At 70.5% G+C, this 17421-nt stretch carries 14 protein-coding genes, 1 tRNA gene and 1 riboswitch; of the genes, 12 read left to right on the top strand and 3 right to left on the bottom strand.

From position 1 onward, the window contains the following. Positions 1-56: 56 nt before the first annotated feature. The 10 genes from OHT61_RS13165 (at position 57) to OHT61_RS13120 (ending at position 11739) form a co-directional block, all read left to right on the top strand. Positions 57-1043 (top strand): nucleoside triphosphate pyrophosphohydrolase, encoded by a 987-nt coding sequence (locus tag OHT61_RS13165; RefSeq protein WP_329038046.1) that lies wholly within the window; start codon positions 57-59, stop codon positions 1041-1043. Next, positions 1040-2347 (top strand): cytochrome P450 family protein, encoded by a 1308-nt coding sequence (locus tag OHT61_RS13160; protein WP_329038044.1) that lies wholly within the window; start codon positions 1040-1042, stop codon positions 2345-2347. The genes OHT61_RS13165 and OHT61_RS13160 overlap by 4 nt, the downstream gene beginning before the upstream one ends. 105 nt (positions 2348-2452) lie before the next feature. After that, positions 2453-3412 carry a LysM peptidoglycan-binding domain-containing protein gene (locus tag OHT61_RS13155; protein ID WP_329038042.1) on the top strand — a complete coding sequence of 320 codons (960 nt, stop codon included), beginning with the start codon at positions 2453-2455 and terminating at the stop codon, positions 3410-3412. A 289-nt stretch (positions 3413-3701) separates the two neighbouring features. Next, positions 3702-3873, top strand: a riboswitch (cyclic di-AMP (ydaO/yuaA leader). Further along, a complete protein-coding gene (locus OHT61_RS13150) occupies positions 3874-4548 on the top strand; it encodes a transglycosylase family protein (RefSeq protein ID WP_329038040.1) in 675 nt (224 codons plus the stop codon). A gap of 329 nt (positions 4549-4877) precedes the next feature. Next, positions 4878-6164, top strand: a complete 1287-nt coding sequence (eno, locus tag OHT61_RS13145) for a phosphopyruvate hydratase (protein WP_014155837.1) — start codon at positions 4878-4880, stop codon at positions 6162-6164. 93 nt (positions 6165-6257) lie between these two features. Further along, a complete protein-coding gene (locus tag OHT61_RS13140; protein WP_329038034.1) occupies positions 6258-6728 on the top strand; it encodes an FtsB family cell division protein in 471 nt (156 codons plus the stop codon). Between the two features lie 94 nt (positions 6729-6822). Then, positions 6823-7356 carry a DUF501 domain-containing protein gene (locus OHT61_RS13135; protein WP_329043236.1) on the top strand — a complete coding sequence of 178 codons (534 nt, stop codon included), beginning with the start codon at positions 6823-6825 and terminating at the stop codon, positions 7354-7356. Between the two features lie 34 nt (positions 7357-7390). Further along, positions 7391-8332: a Ppx/GppA phosphatase family protein gene (locus OHT61_RS13130; protein ID WP_329038031.1), complete on the top strand. Its 942-nt coding sequence runs from the start codon at positions 7391-7393 to the stop codon at positions 8330-8332. Between the two features lie 449 nt (positions 8333-8781). Further along, on the top strand, positions 8782-10182 hold the full coding sequence (locus tag OHT61_RS13125) for an NAD(P)/FAD-dependent oxidoreductase (protein WP_329038029.1): 1401 nt from the start codon (positions 8782-8784) through the stop codon (positions 10180-10182). 252 nt (positions 10183-10434) lie between these two features. After that, positions 10435-11739 carry a cyclopropane-fatty-acyl-phospholipid synthase family protein gene (locus OHT61_RS13120; RefSeq protein WP_329038028.1) on the top strand — a complete coding sequence of 435 codons (1305 nt, stop codon included), beginning with the start codon at positions 10435-10437 and terminating at the stop codon, positions 11737-11739. A 61-nt stretch (positions 11740-11800) separates the two neighbouring features. Here OHT61_RS13120 and OHT61_RS13115 read toward each other — a convergent pair whose 3' ends face one another. Continuing rightward, complete coding sequence (locus tag OHT61_RS13115) at positions 11801-14332, bottom strand: ABC transporter permease (protein WP_329038026.1); 2532 nt, start codon at positions 14330-14332, stop codon at positions 11801-11803. Between the two features lie 77 nt (positions 14333-14409). After that, a complete protein-coding gene (locus OHT61_RS13110) occupies positions 14410-15177 on the bottom strand; it encodes an ABC transporter ATP-binding protein (RefSeq protein WP_329038024.1) in 768 nt (255 codons plus the stop codon). 757 nt (positions 15178-15934) lie between these two features. Here OHT61_RS13110 and OHT61_RS13105 point away from each other — a divergent pair. Together OHT61_RS13105 and OHT61_RS13100 are read left to right on the top strand one after the other, a co-directional pair. Next, positions 15935-16021, top strand: a tRNA-Leu gene (locus tag OHT61_RS13105). 145 nt (positions 16022-16166) lie between these two features. Further along, positions 16167-17054, top strand: coding sequence for a Bax inhibitor-1/YccA family protein (locus OHT61_RS13100; RefSeq protein ID WP_329038022.1), 888 nt, complete (start codon positions 16167-16169; stop codon positions 17052-17054). Between the two features lie 79 nt (positions 17055-17133). On the opposite strand, the gene OHT61_RS13095 is transcribed toward OHT61_RS13100, so the two are convergent. Further along, positions 17134-17364 carry a DUF4287 domain-containing protein gene (locus tag OHT61_RS13095; RefSeq protein WP_329038020.1) on the bottom strand — a complete coding sequence of 77 codons (231 nt, stop codon included), beginning with the start codon at positions 17362-17364 and terminating at the stop codon, positions 17134-17136. Positions 17365-17421 lie beyond the last annotated feature (57 nt).

The raw sequence follows: 17421 nt of genomic DNA, 5'->3' as shown, positions 1-17421 counted from the left end.
ACGGCCGCGCCCGATCCGGACGGAGGGTGCCTCCCGGCCGGGGGTAGGTTCGACGTGTGAACGCTGAAGACCCCGGCCGTATCGTCCTGCTCACCGCCAGCCACCGGGTCGCCCCCGGTCTGCTGTCCTGGCCCGCCTGGCAGACCCTGCGGGCCGCCGACAGGGTGCTGTGCGCGGAGCCCGACCACCCGCAGCTGCCGTACCTGCGGGAGGCGGGGGTGGCCGCCGAGCGCTCCTCGGCGTCGGCCGGGGAACTGGTGGACGACTGCGCCGGCGGCCGGACCGTGGTGGTGCTGGTCGGCGGCGAGGGCGATCAGGCGCTCACCGACGGACTCGCCCGGCTCGGCGGTTCCGGGCGGGTGCGGATGCCCGACCTGGAGCTCCTGCCCGGTTCGTACGACCTCCCCGGCGCCCGGCTCCTGGACCTGGTCCAGGTCATGGACCGGATCCGGCTCGAATGCCCCTGGACCTCGCAGAAGACGCACGAGGGCCTGGCGAAGTACGCGATCGAGGAGGCGTACGAGCTGGTCGAGGCCATCGAGGACGGTGACCGGACGGAGCTCCGCGAGGAGCTCGGCGACGTACTGCTCCAGGTCGTCTTCCACGCGCGCATCGCCGAGGAGGACGCCGAGGAACCGTTCGGCGTCGACGACGTCGCGGCGACGATCGTCGAGAAGCTGATCCACCGCCATCCGCACGTGTTCGGCGACGAGACCGCCGAGACGCCGGAGGACGTCCACGCGCACTGGCTGCGTACGAAGGCGATCGAGAAGCGGCGCGCCTCCGTCACCGACGGGGTGCCGCTCGGCCAGCCCGGCCTGGCGCTCGCCGCCAAGCTCGGCAGCAGGGTCCGTGCGGCGGGCCTCGGAACCGCGGTCCCCGAAGGCGACGGGATCGGCTACCAACTGCTCGCCCTCGCCGTCGAGGCCGAGCGCGACGGCGTCGACCCGGAGGCCGCCCTCCGTGCCGCCGCGCGCGCCTACCGTGACGCCATCAGGGCCGCCGAAGGGCTCGACGGCGCGACGGACGGCGTCCAGGAGTGAACGACAGCCCCGCGACGCCCTCCGCCTCCGATGCCGCTCCCGAGGCCGGACCGGAGCTCTTCACCTGGGAGTTCGCCACCGACCCGTACCCCGCCTACGCCTGGCTGCGTGAGAACAGCCCCGTGCACCGCACCGCCCTGCCCAGCGGGGTGGAGGCGTGGCTGGTGACCCGGTACGCCGATGCCCGGCAGGCCCTCGCGGACACCCGGCTCTCCAAGAACCCGGCCCACCACGCGGGGTCCGCGAACGCCAAGGGGAAGACGGGCATCCCGGGCGAGCGCAAGGCCGAGCTGATGACGCATCTGCTGAACATCGATCCGCCGGACCACACCCGGCTGCGCCGGCTCGTGTCCAAGGCCTTCACCCCGCGCCGGGTCGCCGAGTTCGCGCCCCGCGTGCAGGAACTGACGGACGGCCTGATCGACTCGTTCATCGAGGAGGGCAAGGCGGACCTGATCCACGACTTCGCCTTCCCGCTTCCCATCTACGCGATCTGCGACCTGCTGGGGGTCCCCCGGGAGGACCAGGACGACTTCCGGGACTGGGCGGGCATGATGATCCGCCACGGTGGCGGCCCGCGGGGCGGGGTGGCCAGGTCCGTCAAGAAGATGCGCGGTTACCTCGCCGAACTCATCCACCGCAAGAGGGAGAATCCCGGCGACGACCTCATCTCCGGCCTGATCAAGGCCAGCGACCATGGTGAGCACCTCACCGAGAACGAGGCCGCGGCGATGGCCTTCATCCTCCTCTTCGCCGGTTTCGAGACAACCGTCAACCTGATCGGCAACGGGATCCACGCGCTGCTGCGCAACCCGTCGCAGCGCGAGCGCCTGGAGCTCTCGCTCGCGGCGGGGGAGACCGGACTGCTCGCCACCGGTATCGAGGAGCTGCTGCGCTACGACGGGCCCGTGGAGCTCGCCACATGGCGCTACGCCACCGAACCCGTGGCGCTGGGAGGGCAGGTCATCGCGACGGGCGACCCCGTCCTCGTGGTGCTCGCGGCGGCCGACCGCGACCCAGGGCGATTCCAGCATGCGGACACCCTGGATCTCGCTCGGAGTGACAACCAGCACCTCGGTTACGGTCACGGCATCCACTACTGCCTGGGGGCGCCGCTGGCCCGCCTGGAAGGGCAGGTGGCTCTGGCGACCCTGCTGAGACGGCTCCCTGACCTGCGGCTCGCCGTCGATCATGCCGATTTGCGGTGGCGTGGCGGCCTCATCATGCGTGGACTGCGCACGCTTCCCGTGGAGTTCGGTCCCGGTCATACACCGGCGGAAGGTGACATTCTGTCAACTCTGTGACTTTCACGTGATCTCCGCTGCATCGACTTGTGACACACGTTCGAGTAGGGCTAGGTTCACCGTTCGACTCACCCGTCACATGTCAGTCACACGGAAGGCAATCCCATGGGCTCCGCGAACGGCAGACACCGTCGCCCTCGTCAGGCACCCGCCATCGTCGTCGCCGCAGGCGTCACAGGATCGGCGATTGCCATCCCGCTGCTCGGCGCCGGTGGCGCGCAGGCCGCAGACGCCTCGACGTGGGACCGCGTCGCCGAGTGCGAGAGCGGCGGCATATGGAGCGCCGACCTCGGCAACGGCTACTACGGAGGCCTGCAGTTCTCCGAGGCCACATGGTCGGCCTACGGCGGCGCGGCCTACGCGGCGCGGGCCGACCTCGCGAGCCGCTCGCAGCAGATCGCCGTCGCCGAGAAGGTGCTGGAGGACAAGGGCCCCCAGGCGTGGCCCAGCTGCGCGGTGATCTCCGGGCTGGCGCTCGACGGGGCGCTGCCGGGCATCGATCCGGGCAACGAGCCGTCCGCCGAGCCGACGGAGACCGCGACCCCGTCCGCCACCTCCTCCGCGGAGGAGAAGGACGGCGCGGACGCGAAGGGCGAGGCCGGCAAGAGCGCGTCCGCCGGTAAGGCGGACAAGGGTGAGAAGGCGGACACGTCCGGCTCCTCGCCCTCCGCGACGCCGTCGGCCGAGGCGTCCGGCGCGCCGAAGGCCGAGGGGTCCAAGGCCGGCAAGCACCGGGGTGCCCCCGCCCCGGAGGCGACCGAGGAGTCGTCCTCGGCCGCCGAGGCGCGCGAGTCGGGCAGGCACGCCTCGCGCGGCGCCACCGAGGGGCGTCAGGGTGCGGAGGGGACGTACACCGTCCAGGAGGGTGACAACCTCTGGGCGATCGCCGACACGGAGGACCTGCCCGGTGGGTGGCCCGCCCTCTACGAGGCCAACAAGGCCGAGCTCGGCTCGGACCCCGACCTGATCCTCCCCGGCCAGAGCCTGGACCTCGGTCTCGGCCTGGGCGGGGACGCGAGCGGGACGTCGGCGGAGGCGCCGGCGGAGGTCCCGGCCGCCAACTGATCAAAAGCACGAAAACACCCCGAAATCAGGGGTAGTTCAGAGGCCTATGTCCACTTATGCGTAAGTGAGACATGGGTCTCTTTGCTTCAACTGGGGTGTCATGTACGCCCGGTCTGTCCATATCCGCTCCGACCTGCGTGAACGGCCGGCCGCGCTGCTCGCTAAGGCGCTGATTGACCGTTATGCCCATTTTTGAATGTAGGGGTTGTGTGTGATTACGGTCGGAGCCGCTCGCACCGCGGGCACCTTCGACCGTCACGCCGAATCCTGCCGTCGGTCGGGGGGAACGACGCGTAAAGCGCCGTAGGCAGGAGCGGGGGACCCAGGTAAGTGCCGGGACCCGGCCGTCCGAGGACGGCTGAGGACCGGCTGGGGGTGAAGTCGTCCGCGAGTGCGGTCGGCCGGGCAACTCACAGGCCCGAACCCGACAGCTCACCTCGTAGGCATCGGTGAGGAGAACCATGCTGCTTTCCAGCAAGGGCAAGCACCGCCGCCCGTCCAAGGCCGTCCGCATAGCCACCCTGGCTGGCGTCACCGGTGCGGCCGTCGCCGTCCCGCTGATGGGCGCGACCGGTGCTTCCGCGGCCTCCGTCGAGACCTGGGACGCCGTCGCCCAGTGCGAGTCCGGTGGCAACTGGTCCATCAACACCGGCAACGGCTACTACGGCGGCCTGCAGTTCTCGGCCTCCAGCTGGGCGGCCGCCGGCGGTACGCAGTACGCGGCCCGCGCCGACCTGGCCACCAAGGGCCAGCAGATCGCCGCCGCCGAGAAGCTCCTCGACCTGCAGGGCCCGGGCGCCTGGGCCTGCGCCGGTGCCGGCGGCCTGACGAACGACGGTGTCGACCCGGGTGTGGACACCGGCTCCGCGCCGAAGGCCGAGACGAAGGCGCAGCCGGAGCGCAAGGCCGAGCAGCCCGCCTCGCGCAGCGAGAAGCGCGAGACCGTCACCACCCCGACCGGCCAGAAGGTCGAGAAGGGGGACGGCGAGTACAAGGTGAAGGCCGGCGACACCCTCAGCAAGATCGCCGAGGCGAAGAAGGTCAAGGGCGGCTGGCAGAAGCTGTTCAAGCTGAACGACGACATCGTCCAGAAGGCCGACCTGATCTTCCCGGGGCAGCAGCTCCACCTGAAGTAGTCACGAGCGGTACGGGGTCCTCCTCCGCCCCGACGGCCCGGCCCGGCGCGCCCACCCCCCTGTGTGCCGGGCCGGGGCCGTGCTCAGGGGATCCCGGAGGGCTCCCGGGCGGGGCCCCGTGGAGGACTCCTGCGGGGGCGCGCGTTCAACTGTTGTAGTTACTAGCCAGTAAATATCTGGAGATTTGCCCGTAATGCAGGTCCTTGGGTCCTTTTTCGTCCCAGGGGACGGGCGGACGGCCGACGGAGCGGGCCGAGCCGGTTAGGCTCGTGGCGCAAGGCCACAGTGACCCTGCACATCCAGTGTCATATCCCAGAAGGAGATGCCTCGTGCCGTCCATCGACGTCGTCGTAGCCAGGGAAATCCTCGACTCCCGGGGCAACCCCACGGTCGAGGTCGAGGTTGGCCTCGACGACGGCAGCACGGGACGTGCTGCTGTTCCGTCCGGCGCCTCCACCGGTGCGTTCGAGGCCATTGAGCTTCGCGACGGCGACCCCAACCGCTACCAGGGCAAGGGCGTCGAGAAGGCCGTCCTCGCCGTGATCGAGCAGATCGGCCCGGAGCTCGTCGGTTACGACGCCACCGAGCAGCGCCTCATCGACCAGGCGATGTTCGACCTGGACGCCACCGAGAACAAGGGCTCCCTCGGCGCCAACGCGATCCTCGGCGTCTCGCTGGCCGTGGCGCACGCCGCGTCCGAGGCCTCCGACCTCCCGCTGTTCCGCTACCTCGGCGGCCCGAACGCGCACCTGCTGCCCGTTCCGATGATGAACATCCTGAACGGCGGCTCGCACGCCGACTCCAACGTGGACATCCAGGAGTTCATGATCGCGCCGATCGGCGCCGAGTCCTTCTCCGAGGCCCTTCGCTGGGGCGCGGAGATCTACCACACGCTGAAGAAGGTCCTGAAGACCAAGGGCCTCTCCACCGGTCTCGGTGACGAGGGCGGCTTCGCTCCCAACCTCGAGTCCAACCGCGCCGCCCTCGACCTCATCCTCGAGGCCGTCAAGGAGGCCGGTTACGTCCCGGGCCGCGACATCGCGCTCGCGCTCGACGTCGCCGCGTCCGAGTTCTACAAGGACGGCGTCTACGAGTTCGAGGGCAAGTCCCGCTCGGCCGCCGAGATGACCGAGTACTACGAGGAGCTCGTCTCCGCGTACCCGCTGGTCTCCATCGAGGACCCGCTGTACGAGGACGACTGGGCCGGCTGGAAGGTCATCACCGACAAGCTGGGCTCCAAGGTGCAGATCGTCGGCGACGACCTGTTCGTGACCAACCCGGAGCGCCTCGCCCGCGGCATCGAGGAGGGCTCGGCCAACGCCCTGCTCGTCAAGGTCAACCAGATCGGTTCGCTGACCGAGACCCTGGACGCCGTCGAGCTCGCGCAGCGCAACGGCTTCAAGTGCATGATGTCCCACCGCTCCGGTGAGACCGAGGACGTCACCATCGCCGACCTCGCGGTCGCGGTGAACTGCGGCCAGATCAAGACCGGCGCCCCGGCCCGCTCGGACCGCGTCGCCAAGTACAACCAGCTGCTGCGCATCGAGGAGATCCTCGACGACGCCGCGGTGTACGCGGGCCGTTCGGCGTTCCCGCGGTTCCGCTTCGAGGGCTGACGGCCCGAGTCCGGAGCACCAGCCTCCGTCCGTCCCCGCATCCGGTCCCGTACCGTGTGCGGGGACGGACGTGCGTAACGGGAGGCGTGAGACATGGCCGGGAAGGACCGCGACCGGTTCTCCACCGCGACCAGGCTGCGGCTGCTCGGTGAGCAGACGGCGGCCCGTGTCTACCGGTCCCAGAACCGCCGCCAGGCCCGCCGCTCCAGGCTCACCGGGCGGGCGGCGTTCCTGGCGCTGATCGTCTGCTCCCTGGTGGTGGCGCTGGCGTACCCGATGCGGCAGTACATCTCCCAGCGCGACCAGATCGCCGACCAGGAGAGGCTGTCGAGGCAGGCGCGCGAGCGGACCGAGGAACTGCGCGACGAGAAGGCGCGGCTCAAGGACGACGCGTACATCCGCCGTCTGGCCCGGGAGCACCTCCACTACGTGATGCCGGGGGAGACCGCCTTCACGGTGATCGACCCCGACGCGGCCGAGGTGCGCCGCGGCGATCCGGGGGCCACCGGGCGGCCCTGGCACACCAACCTCTGGGACGGCGTCGACAGCGCCGACCGCGAATGACCCCGCCCCCGCGGCGGCCCTGGACCGGGGGCACGCACCGTGCCCCGCTCCCGCGCCGACACATACAGACCGACCGATGACATTCAAGGCAGGCATGGACACGCCCCCTCCGCAGACCGAATCCACCACGCCCACCGCCGCGGACATCGCCGCGTTCGAGCTCCAGCTCGGCCGCCCGCCGCGCGGGCTGCGCGCCATCGCGCACCGCTGCCCCTGCGGCAATCCGGACGTGGTCGAGACCCAGCCCCGTCTGGAGGACGGCACGCCGTTCCCGACGACGTACTACCTGTCGTGCCCGCGTGCGGCTTCCGCGATCGGCACGCTGGAGGCCAACGGGGTCATGAAGGAGATGACCGCGCGCCTGGCGGAGGACCCCGAGCTGGCCGCCGCCTACCGCGCGGCCCACGAGGACTACCTCGCCCGGCGTGACGCCATCGAGGTCCTGGAGGGCTTCCCGAGCGCGGGCGGCATGCCCGACCGCGTGAAGTGCCTGCACGTCCTGGTCGGCCACTCGCTGGCGGCCGGCCCCGGCGTCAACCCGCTGGGCGACGAGGCGATCGCGATGCTGCCGGAGTGGTGGGCGAAGGGCCCCTGCGTCACGCCGTGCGGCGACACCGACGCGTCCTGATCCCGCGCGGTACCCGTCCAACCACAGGAGCCCCATGACCCGCGTTGCCGCCATCGACTGCGGTACCAACTCCATCCGCCTGCTCGTCGCCGACGTGGAGCCGTCCACCGGGCGGTTCACCGAGCTAGACCGGCGCATGCGGATCGTCCGGCTCGGGCAGGGTGTCGACCGCACCGGGCGGCTGGCCCCCGAAGCCCTGGAGCGCACCTTCGACGCGTGCCGCGAGTACGCGGCCGTGATCAAGGAGCTCGGTGCCGAGCGGACCCGCTTCGTCGCCACGTCCGCGTCCCGCGACGCGGAGAACAGCGACGTGTTCGTCCGGGGCGTCCTGGACATCCTCGGCATCGAGCCCGAGGTCATCAGCGGTGACCAGGAGGCGCAGCTCTCCTTCGACGGCGCCACGAAGGAACTGACGGGCAGTGACCACCTGGACAGGCCGTACCTCGTGGTGGACATCGGCGGCGGCTCCACGGAGTTCGTGGTCGGTGACGACGAGGTCCGCGCGGCCCGGTCCGTGGACATCGGCTGCGTGCGTATGACCGAGCGTCATCTCGTCGTGGACGGGGCGGTCGTGGACCCGCCCACGCCGGACCGGGTCGCCGCGATCCGGGCCGATCTCGACGCCGCCCTGGACCTGGTCGAGGAGACGGTGCCGATCGCCTCGGCGGCGACGCTGGTGGGCCTGGCGGGGACGGTGACCACGGTCGCGGCGATCGCGCTCGGCCTGGAGGAGTACGACTCCGAGGCCATCCACCACTCCCGGGTGTCGGCCGCGCAGGTCCGGGAGATCACGGAACGGCTGCTCGCCTCGACGCACGAGGAGCGCGCGGCGATCCCCGCGATGCATCCCGGCCGGGTCGACGTGATCGCCTCGGGCGCGCTCGCGCTGCTCGCGGTGATGGAACGCAGCGGTGCCGCCGAGGTCGTCGTCAGCGAACACGACATCCTGGACGGGATCGCCTGGTCGGCCGCGTGATCACAGCAGCGCCGCAGGCGCGGTGAGATGCTGCTCATACGCATTCCCGCCTGCACCTTTGAGGCCCTGAAGGCCCCTCCGGACCCGGTCCGGAGGGGCCTTTTCCGCAGCGCCACGACGAAGTTCGTGAACTTCTTCACAAGGAATTCGGCTCCACTGGGCCAAGTTCTTCCTCCAGGGGGCCGTACGGGCCCCGCCGAGGCCCCCGTGCGCGCGGGACGGGGGTGTTGCGAGGGTGTGGCCGGGGTGTGTCCGGGGCGGGTGTCCGCCCGCGTCCGACGGCTCAAGGGCCAGCTCACAAGCGGTGCCCAACGTTCGCCCGCGCCCTCTGGTTCCCCGGGTGGACCATGACCTGGGTCACGTGGGCGGCGCAGTGTAGCAGAGGGTCGCGCATACCTTGTGAAGGGGCTCACGAGCATGCCCCCCGAGGGGGGTGGATACTCGATGGCATGAGCACCACGGAGCGTCCCAGGATCCTCGTTGTAGGCGGTGGGTACGTAGGCCTGTACGCAGCTCGTCGCATTCTGAAGAAGATGCGGTATGGAGAGGCGACCGTCACGGTCGTCGACCCTCGCTCGTACATGACGTACCAGCCCTTCCTCCCCGAAGCTGCTGCCGGCAGCATCTCGCCTCGGCATGTCGTCGTCCCGCTGCGACGCGTTCTGCCCAAGGCCGAGGTCCTCACCGGCCGAGTCACGACCATCGATCAGGACCGCAAGGTCGCCACGGTCGCGCCGCTCGTCGGCGAGGCCTACGAGCTGCCCTTCGACTACCTGGTCATCGCGATGGGCGCGGTCTCCCGGACCTTCCCGATCCCCGGCCTCGCCGAGCAGGGCATCGGCATGAAGGGCATCGAGGAGTCCATCGGGCTGCGCAACCACGTCCTCGAGCAGCTGGACAAGGCCGACTCGACGACCGACGAGGACGTCCGCCGCAAGGCGCTGACGTTCGTCTTCGTGGGCGGCGGCTTCGCCGGCGCGGAGACCATCGGCGAGGTCGAGGACATGGCCCGGGACGCCGCGAAGTACTACTCCAGCGTGAAGCGCGAGGACATGCGCTTCATCCTGGTCGACGCCGCGGACAAGATCCTTCCCGAGGTCGGCCCGAAGCTGGGCGCGTACGGCAAGGAGCACCTGGAGAGCCGCGGTGTCGAGGTCTACCTCTCGACCTCGATGGACTCCTGCGTCGACGGTCACGTCGTCCTGAAGAACGGCCTCGAGGTCGACTCCAGCACGATCGTGTGGACGGCCGGCGTGAAGCCGAACCCGGCGCTGGCCCGCTTCGGCCTGCCGCTCGGCCCGCGTGGGCACGTGGACACCTCGGAGAAGCTCCAGGTGCAGGGCACCGACTACATCTGGGCCGCGGGCGACAACGCACAGGTGCCGGACATGGTCGGCCGCCGCGCCGGCAACCCGAACGCCTGGTGCCCGCCGAACGCCCAGCACGCGCTGCGTCAGGCGAAGGTCCTCGGCGACAACGTCATCTCCGGCATGCGGGGCTTCCCGCAGAAGGAGTACAGCCACGCCAACAAGGGTGCGGTCGCCGGTCTGGGCCTGCACAAGGGCGTCGCGATGATCGTCATGGGCAAGGTGAAGATCAAGGTCAAGGGCCGTCTCGCCTGGTACATGCACCGCGGCTACCACGGCATGGCCATGCCGACCTGGAACCGCAAGATCCGGATCTTCGCCGACTGGACGCTGGCGATGTTCCTGAAGCGCGAGGTCGTCTCGCTCGGCGCCATGGAGACTCCCCGCGAGGAGTTCTACGAGGCCGCCAAGCCGACGCCCGTGGCCGCCAAGGCCGACGGCGACAAGAACAAGTCCGAGGGTGAGAAGGCCAAGGCCTCCTGACGCCTGCGGGAAACCGAAGGGGCCGTCCGCCATCCGTGGTGCGGGCGGCCCCTTCGGCGTGCCCGGTCGCCCGCCAGGTAGATGGTGGGTGCAGGTATTTTGCCGTTCCGTTGCCCCGGGCAGGGATGGCGTGAGGGCCGCGCGGCGTTGACGCCGGTGTACCTCGCCGCGGCCCCGAGGTGTCGCGGCCCGGTTCGGGTGCGTATATGCGAATTTAGGCACGTCGGAAACACCACCACGGAGGTGTGCGCCATGGCCGATGCCGCGTCGCGGCTGACCGCTCTCGCCGAAGAGTTCCTGGGTGAACCCCTGCCCGTCCGCATCCGGGCGTGGGACGGCAGCGAATCCGGGCCGCCGGGCGCGCCCGCACTCGTCCTGCGCCACCGCCGCGCCCTGCGCAGGCTCCTCTGGAAGCCGGGCGAACTGGGTCTGGCCCGCGCCTGGGTGGCCGGCGAGATCGACGTCGACGGTGACCTGTACGCCGTCCTGGGCGCCGTGGCCTCACTGCTCTGGGAGCGCGGCGCGGACGCGAAGGACGGTGTCCACCCCGTCCGGGACGCCAGGGTGCGGGCCTTCGCACGGGGCCTCGTCCAGCTGGCCGGTCCCTGGCCGCCGCCGCCCCCGCCCGCCGAGGAGGTCCGCCGCCGCGCCGGCGCGCTGCACACCAGGCGCCGCGACAAGGAGGCGATCAGCCACCACTACGACGTGGGCAACGACTTCTACGCGCTGGTCCTCGGCCCGTCCATGGTGTACTCCTGCGCCTACTGGCGCGACGGCGTCCCGCTGGAGGAGGCCCAGCGCGACAAGCTCGACCTCGTCTGCCGCAAGCTGGCCCTGAAGGAGGGCGACCGGCTCCTCGACGTCGGCTGCGGCTGGGGCTCGATGGCCATCCACGCCGCCCGCGAGTACGGCGCCCGGGTCACGGGCGTGACGCTCTCCACCGAGCAGGCCGCCTTCGCCCGCAAGCGCATCGCGGAGGAGGGCCTCGCCGACCTGATCGAGATCCGGGTCCAGGACTACCGGGACGTCAGGGACGGCCCGTACGACGCGATCTCCTCGATCGGCATGGCCGAGCACGTGGGCTCCGTGCGGTTCCGGGAGTACGCCGACGACCTCTACGCCCTTCTCAAGCCCGGCGGCCGGCTGCTGAACCACCAGATCGCCCGGCGCCCGGAGAAGGACGAGTCGGCCTACCGCATCGACGAGTTCATCGACGCCTACGTCTTCCCCGACGGCGAACTCGCCCCGGTGGGCCGCACGGTCGACACACTGGAGCAGGCCGGCTTCGAGGCCCGCGACGTCGAGGCGATCCGCGAGCACTACGCACTGACGCTGCGTCAGTGGGTGGCCAACCTGGAGAAGCACTGGAAGGAGGCCGTCCGGGCCACCTCGCCCGGTCGGGCCCGGGTGTGGCGGCTCTACATGGCCGCCTCCGCGCTGTCCTTCGAGCGCAACAAGATCGGCGTCAACCAGATCCTCGCCGTACGACCGCGGGAGGGCGGCGGGTCCGCCATGCCGCTGCGGGCCCGCGACTGGACGGCGTCCGCCAACGGCTGACCCGGAACGCGAGGAGGGCCGGTACCCGCGTCCGCGGGTACCGGCCCTCCTCGCTCCGCGCCTACTCCGTCTTGATCGCGGTCAGCATGTTGAGCTTCGCGCCGCTGCGGGCCGGCCAGAGCGAGGCCAGCACACCCACCAGCCCGGCGAGCACCAGGAAGAGCGCGATGCGGTCCCACGGGACGACCAGGGCGTAGCCGGGGATCTGGTCGGCCAGCGTCCGGCCGATCGCCCAGCCGAGGAAGACGCCGAGCCCGACCCCGATCACCGCGCCGAAGACCGAGATGACGACGGCCTCCAGGCGGATCATCCGCTTCACGCGCCCACGGTCCAGGCCGATGGCGCGGAGCATCCCGATCTCCTGCTGCCGCTCGAAGACCGACATCGCGAGGGTGTTGACGACGCCGAGCACCGCGATGAGGAGGGCCATGGCGAGCAGCCCGTACATGATGTTCAGGGCGGTGTTCACGAAGCCGCCGAAGGTGTCGCGGATGTCCTGCTGGTCCATGACGCTCATCGCCGGGTTGTCCCCGAGCGCGTTCACGACGGCCTGCTCGTTGGCCTTGCTCGCGCCGCCGTCCGTCTTGATCCAGATCTCGCGGATGTCGGGGCGGGACGTGGAGCTGTGCGCGTCGGCGAACGCCTTCGGGACCACGAAGGGCGAGAGGAACTCGTTCTCCTCGTAGAGGGCGCCGACCTTGACCGTGGCCTTCTTCTCGTCGTCGAAGGTCACCGGCAGGGTGTCCCCGGTCTTCCACCCGTTCGACTTCGCGGTCTTTGAGCCGACCGCGACCTCGCCGTCCTTCAGCGAGCTGAGCGAGCCGGACACCGTCTTCAGCGAGAAGACCTTCTCCACGTCGCCCGGGGTGACGCCGGAGGCGGAGTGGAACTCCCCGTCGATCTGGAAGTACACCGACTGCTGAGGTGACAGGGCGGTGACGCCGTCGGCCTTCGACAGGGCGGTGAGCGCCGACTCGTCGAGCGAGTCGCCACTGGCCATCGAGACCATGTAGTCGGCCCTGATGTTATCCGTCGTCATCTTGTCGATCGCCTGGCCGAGCGTCACGCCGAGCACCGAGATGCCGGTGACCAGGGTCAGGCCGATGGCGAGCGCGGAGGCGGTGGCGCCGGTACGGCGGGGGTTGCGGACCGCGTTCTGCGCGGCCAGCTTCCCGGACACCCCGAACAGCTTCCTCAGCAGGGGGCGTACCGCGGCGACGGCCGGGCGGGACAGGAGCGGGATCAGCACGATGATGCCGATGAGGGCGAGGAAGGCGCCGGCCGCGACGAGGTAGCGGCCGTCCTCGCCGCCGGTCGCGGCGCCGCCGACGATCCCTGCCGCGCCGATCAGGGCGATGACCGCGCCGATCGAGTTCCGCACGATCAGGGACTTGGTGGTGGCGACGGCGTGCACGCTGCTCATCGCCGCGACCGGGGCGATCTTCGCGGCCCGGCGGGCGGGCAGCCAGGCCGCCAGCACGGTGATCAGGATGCCGACGCCGAAGGCGGCACCGACCGCCACGGGCGAGATGATGAGCGGACCCGCCGGGATCTTGCCGCCGATGAGGCTCGTCGCGGAGCGCAGCCCGGTGGCGAGACCGATGCCGAGGACGAATCCGATGACGGAGGCCAGCGTGCCCACGACGGCCGCCTCGATCAGGACCGAGCGCTTGATCTGACGGCGCGAGGCGCCGATGGCACGCATCAGGGCGAGTTCACGGGTCCGCTGGGCGACCAGCATGGTGAAGGTGTTGGCGATGAGGAACACGCCGACGAACAGCGCGATGCCCGCGAAGGCCAGGAGCATGGCGTTCAGGCCGGACAGCCCGCTCTCGATCTGCTCGGCCTGCTCGTCGGCGAGGGCCTTGCCGGTCTGCGCGGTCGCGTCCTTGGGGAGCAGCGGCTCGATCGCGTCCAGGATCGCCCTGTCGGAGCTGCCCGCGGTGGCGGTCACGGTGGCGTCCTTGAAGACCCCGGGCTTGAGGTAGAGCGTCTGGGCGGTCGCCGTGTCGAACAGAACCAGGCTGCCGCCCGCGTTGACCGCGCCGTCCTCGGTCGTGAAGACACCGGAGAGGGTGTACTGCTTCACCGGACCGTTCGTGGCCACCCGCACGGGGTCGCCGACGCGGTACTCGCCCTTGTCCGCGGTCTCCTGGTCGAGGGCGACCTGGCCGCTCTTCAGCGGGCCCGTGCCGTCGGTGAAGGTGTACGCGCCGTCCTTGCCGCCCTTGCCGGGGGAGAAGTTGGCGCCGGTGTTGGACCAGCCGTTGCCGATGAGCTTGCCGTCGGGGTCGGCGACGCCGGCGAAGCCGGAGACCCGCCCGGTCGCGGAGGCGACGCCGTCCAGCGCCCGGATCTTCTCCAGGGTGGCGTCGTCGATGCCGGGGGTGTCGTCGTCGCCGTCGGCATAGGTGGAGACCGCGACGGCGACGTCGTCGTAACTCTTGGCCGACTGGTTGCGGAAGGCGTTGCCGAGGGTGTCGGTGAAGACGAGGGTGCCGGAGACGAACGCTACGCCGAGCATGACGGCGAGCACGGTCATCAGCAGCCTGGCCTTGTGCGCGAGCACGTTGCGCAGGGCGGTTCGGAACATGTCTGGGTGTCCTGGGATGGGTGCCGGAAGGGAGTCGGGGCGGGGGGAGCGGCGGCCGTGACGCGGCGCCGCCCGGCTCAGCTGGTCCGGCCCTTCGCGTCGAACGCCTTCATCCGGTCGAGGACGCCGTCGGCCGTGGGCTTCAGCATCTGGTCGACGACGGCGCCGTCCGCGAGGAACACCACGCGGTCCGCGTAGGAGGCGGCGACCGGGTCGTGGGTCACCATCACGACGGTCTGGCCGAGTTCGCGCACCGAGTTGCGCAGGAAGCCGAGCACCTCGGCGCCGGAGCGGGAGTCGAGGTTGCCGGTCGGTTCGTCGCCGAAGATGATCTCGGGCTGGGAGGCCAGGGCGCGGGCGACCGCGACGCGCTGCTGCTGACCGCCGGAGAGCTCCGTGGGGCGGTGCTTGAGCCGGTCGGAGAGGCCGACCATGTCGATGACCTTCTGCAGCCAGGCCGCGTCGGGCTTACGGCCCGCGATGTCCATCGGGAGGGTGATGTTCTCCAGCGCGGTCAGCGTGGGCAGCAGGTTGAACGCCTGGAAGATGAAGCCGATCTTGTCCCGGCGCAGCTGGGTGAGCTGCTTGTCCTTCAGGGTGCCGAGCTCGGTCTCGCCGATCCGCACGGATCCGCTGCTGAAGCTGTCGAGGCCGGCCACGCAGTGCATCAGCGTGGACTTACCGGAACCGGAGGGGCCCATGATCGCCGTGAACTCGCCCTGCGGGAAGTCCACGGTCACCCGGTCCAGGGCGATCACCTGGGTCTCACCCTCGCCGTAGACCTTCGACAGCTCCGTGGCGCGGGCGGCGACCGCGGTGGTGCGGTGAACGCTGGTGGTGGTCACAGGGGTACTCCATGTTCGGGACGGCTTGTTCGCGGGGGACCCCCCTATCCTCACCGCCGGACCGGGCCGGGTCGTCAGTCCCCGTGCCCGTTCCCGGGGCCCTCTTGAGTCGCATCCACCGCCCGGCGGCGTACTCCTGAGGTAGGAGACGGACCCTGACCGGCGTCGCCCTCCCGGCGGGGGAGGAGCGGTCCGCCGGTGCGGTGCGAGGAGGGGCCCGGCGTGCCCGGACGGGCCTGTTCCCGCCCCGTCCGCCCGGCCGATCCGGTCACCCAGGGTGACGAGGTGCGCGTCGGCTACCGCCTTGGGACGCGTGCGCGGCGCCTGCTTCCCGTCCTGCCTGTCGTCCGCCCGCCGGCCGGCCCGGCGGTCTGGGGCGACGGGCCCGCTCGCTCCGCCGCCGGGGCGGGAGGGCTGTTCTCCGCAGCCTGGTGCGATGCCGGGGAGCCCGGAACAGCCGCGGTGGCCGCCGGTCGTGAGGTATCCGGGCGACCTCCCGCGGAGGTGAGGTGGCGAGCCCTGGCGAACGGTGGCGCGCGCCCGTGGCGCGTGGGCCGTACGGGTGCGGCGAGTTTCCGTCATTCCCGTTTGGCGGGGTTCGTACCGCTCGCCCGGTCCAGGCGTGTGCTGATGCGGTGAGCGGTGTCTGACGGACCCTCAAAAGATCAATAAAATAAGACAACATCGAGCGGATGTTCCGCTGTTCGAGGGACACCCCCGGATAGGGTCTTGTGCCAACGCGGAGCCGCGCGCCCACGCCCGGGTGGTGGAATGCAGACACGGCGAGCTTAAACCTCGCTGCCTCCTCGGGGGCGTGCCGGTTCGAGTCCGGCTCCGGGCACCACGGCATCGCCGGTGGGACCCGGGTGACCGCGCGACACTTCACTTCTAAACTTTCCCGAAAGATCCTCCTCTGGCACTAGGGCCTTTGTTTTGCCTACCCATTACTCTTGTGGCAAGGCCACGCAGGGTGGCCATGGAGGAGTGAGATGAGGAGCAGCAACCCGGTCTTCTCGCGACGGGGCTTCAGCCGCGACAACGGTTACGCGGGCTTCAACGCGGCACCGCAGGCCGGGGCCCCCGCAGCGGGTGCCAACCCGTACGCGCAGGGCACGGCCGCCAACCCGTACGCCACGAACCCCTACGCCCAGCAGGACACCCAGCACGGCACGCCGCAGGCGCCGCCGGCCCCCGGCGTGATGACGATCGACGACGTCGTCACGCGAACCGCGATGACGCTGGGCACCGTGGTGCTCACCGCCGCGCTCTCCTGGGCCCTGCTGCCCGTCGACGAGGCCAACCTCGGCAAGTCGTACGGCATCGCGATCGGCGCCGCCCTGGTGGCGTTCGTCTTCGCGATCATCCAGTCCTTCAAGCGCAAGGCGTCCCCGGCGCTGATCCTGGCCTACGCGGCCTTCGAGGGTGTCTTCCTCGGAGTGATCTCCAGCACGGTCAGCACCTACATCAGCCCCGGCACGGTGATCCAGGCGGTGATCGGCACCATGTGTGTCTTCGCCGGCGTCCTGATCGCCTACAAGATGCGCTGGATCCGCGTCACCCGCCGCTTCTACGGCTTCGTCATGGCCGCGGCCATGGGCTTCCTGTTCCTCATGGTGATCAACCTGCTGTTCACCGTCTTCGGCGGCGGTGACGGCCTGGGCTTCCGCAGCGGCGGTCTCGGCATCCTCTTCGGGGTCGTCGGCATCATCCTCGGCGCGTGCTTCCTGGCCCTCGACTTCAAGCAGGTCGAGGACGGCATCGCCTACGGCGCACCGCGCGAGGAGTCCTGGCTGGCGGCCTTCGGGCTCACGCTGACCCTGGTGTGGATCTACCTGGAGATGCTGCGCCTGCTCTCCATCCTCAACGGGAACGACTGACCCGCAGACGCACGACGACGGACGGCCCGCAGGCGACATGCCTGCGGGCCGTCCGCCGTCACGGGCGAGCGGCGGGGCCTCAGCGGAGGTTCCTGGCCGCTCGTCTCAGGTCGTACTCATGGATGATCGCCTTGGCGTGGCCGTAGGTGAGGTCGTGTTCGCTCCGCAGCCAGCTGACCTTCTCCTCGAACCGGACGAGGGAGGGGCCTTCTTCGACGGTGCGGAGCCAGTCGGCGATGTCACGACCGGTGCAGTGAGGGATCCGGGAGAGCAGGTTGCGGTGGGTCTCTTCGGAGAAGACTTGGGACATCGGCGCCTCCGACGCAGTGCGCGTAGCTGGTCCTTGCCCGACACCGTGCCCGAGCGA

This window comes from Streptomyces sp. NBC_00178, assembly GCF_036206005.1.
GTDB lineage: Bacteria > Actinomycetota > Actinomycetes > Streptomycetales > Streptomycetaceae > Streptomyces.
The sequence above is the reverse complement of the archived record's forward strand: the minus strand, read 5'-3'. Positions and strand labels throughout refer to the sequence as shown.

Bases quoted from the DNA above. Each gene is read 5' to 3' on its own strand.
- OHT61_RS13140 (WP_329038034.1), top strand. From the start codon at position 6,258: ATGGCCGGGAAGGACCGCGACCGGTTCTCCACCGCGACCAGGCTGCGG.
- OHT61_RS13130 (WP_329038031.1), top strand. From the start codon at position 7,391: ATGACCCGCGTTGCCGCCATCGACTGCGGTACCAACTCCATCCGCCTG.
- OHT61_RS13155 (WP_329038042.1), top strand. From the start codon at position 2,453: ATGGGCTCCGCGAACGGCAGACACCGTCGCCCTCGTCAGGCACCCGCC.
- OHT61_RS13120 (WP_329038028.1), top strand. From the start codon at position 10,435: ATGGCCGATGCCGCGTCGCGGCTGACCGCTCTCGCCGAAGAGTTCCTG.
- OHT61_RS13135 (WP_329043236.1), top strand. From the start codon at position 6,823: ATGGACACGCCCCCTCCGCAGACCGAATCCACCACGCCCACCGCCGCG.
- OHT61_RS13125 (WP_329038029.1), top strand. From the start codon at position 8,782: ATGAGCACCACGGAGCGTCCCAGGATCCTCGTTGTAGGCGGTGGGTAC.
- OHT61_RS13115 (WP_329038026.1), bottom strand. From the start codon at position 14,332: ATGTTCCGAACCGCCCTGCGCAACGTGCTCGCGCACAAGGCCAGGCTG.
- OHT61_RS13095 (WP_329038020.1), bottom strand. From the start codon at position 17,364: ATGTCCCAAGTCTTCTCCGAAGAGACCCACCGCAACCTGCTCTCCCGG.
- OHT61_RS13100 (WP_329038022.1), top strand. From the start codon at position 16,167: ATGAGGAGCAGCAACCCGGTCTTCTCGCGACGGGGCTTCAGCCGCGAC.
- OHT61_RS13150 (WP_329038040.1), top strand. From the start codon at position 3,874: ATGCTGCTTTCCAGCAAGGGCAAGCACCGCCGCCCGTCCAAGGCCGTC.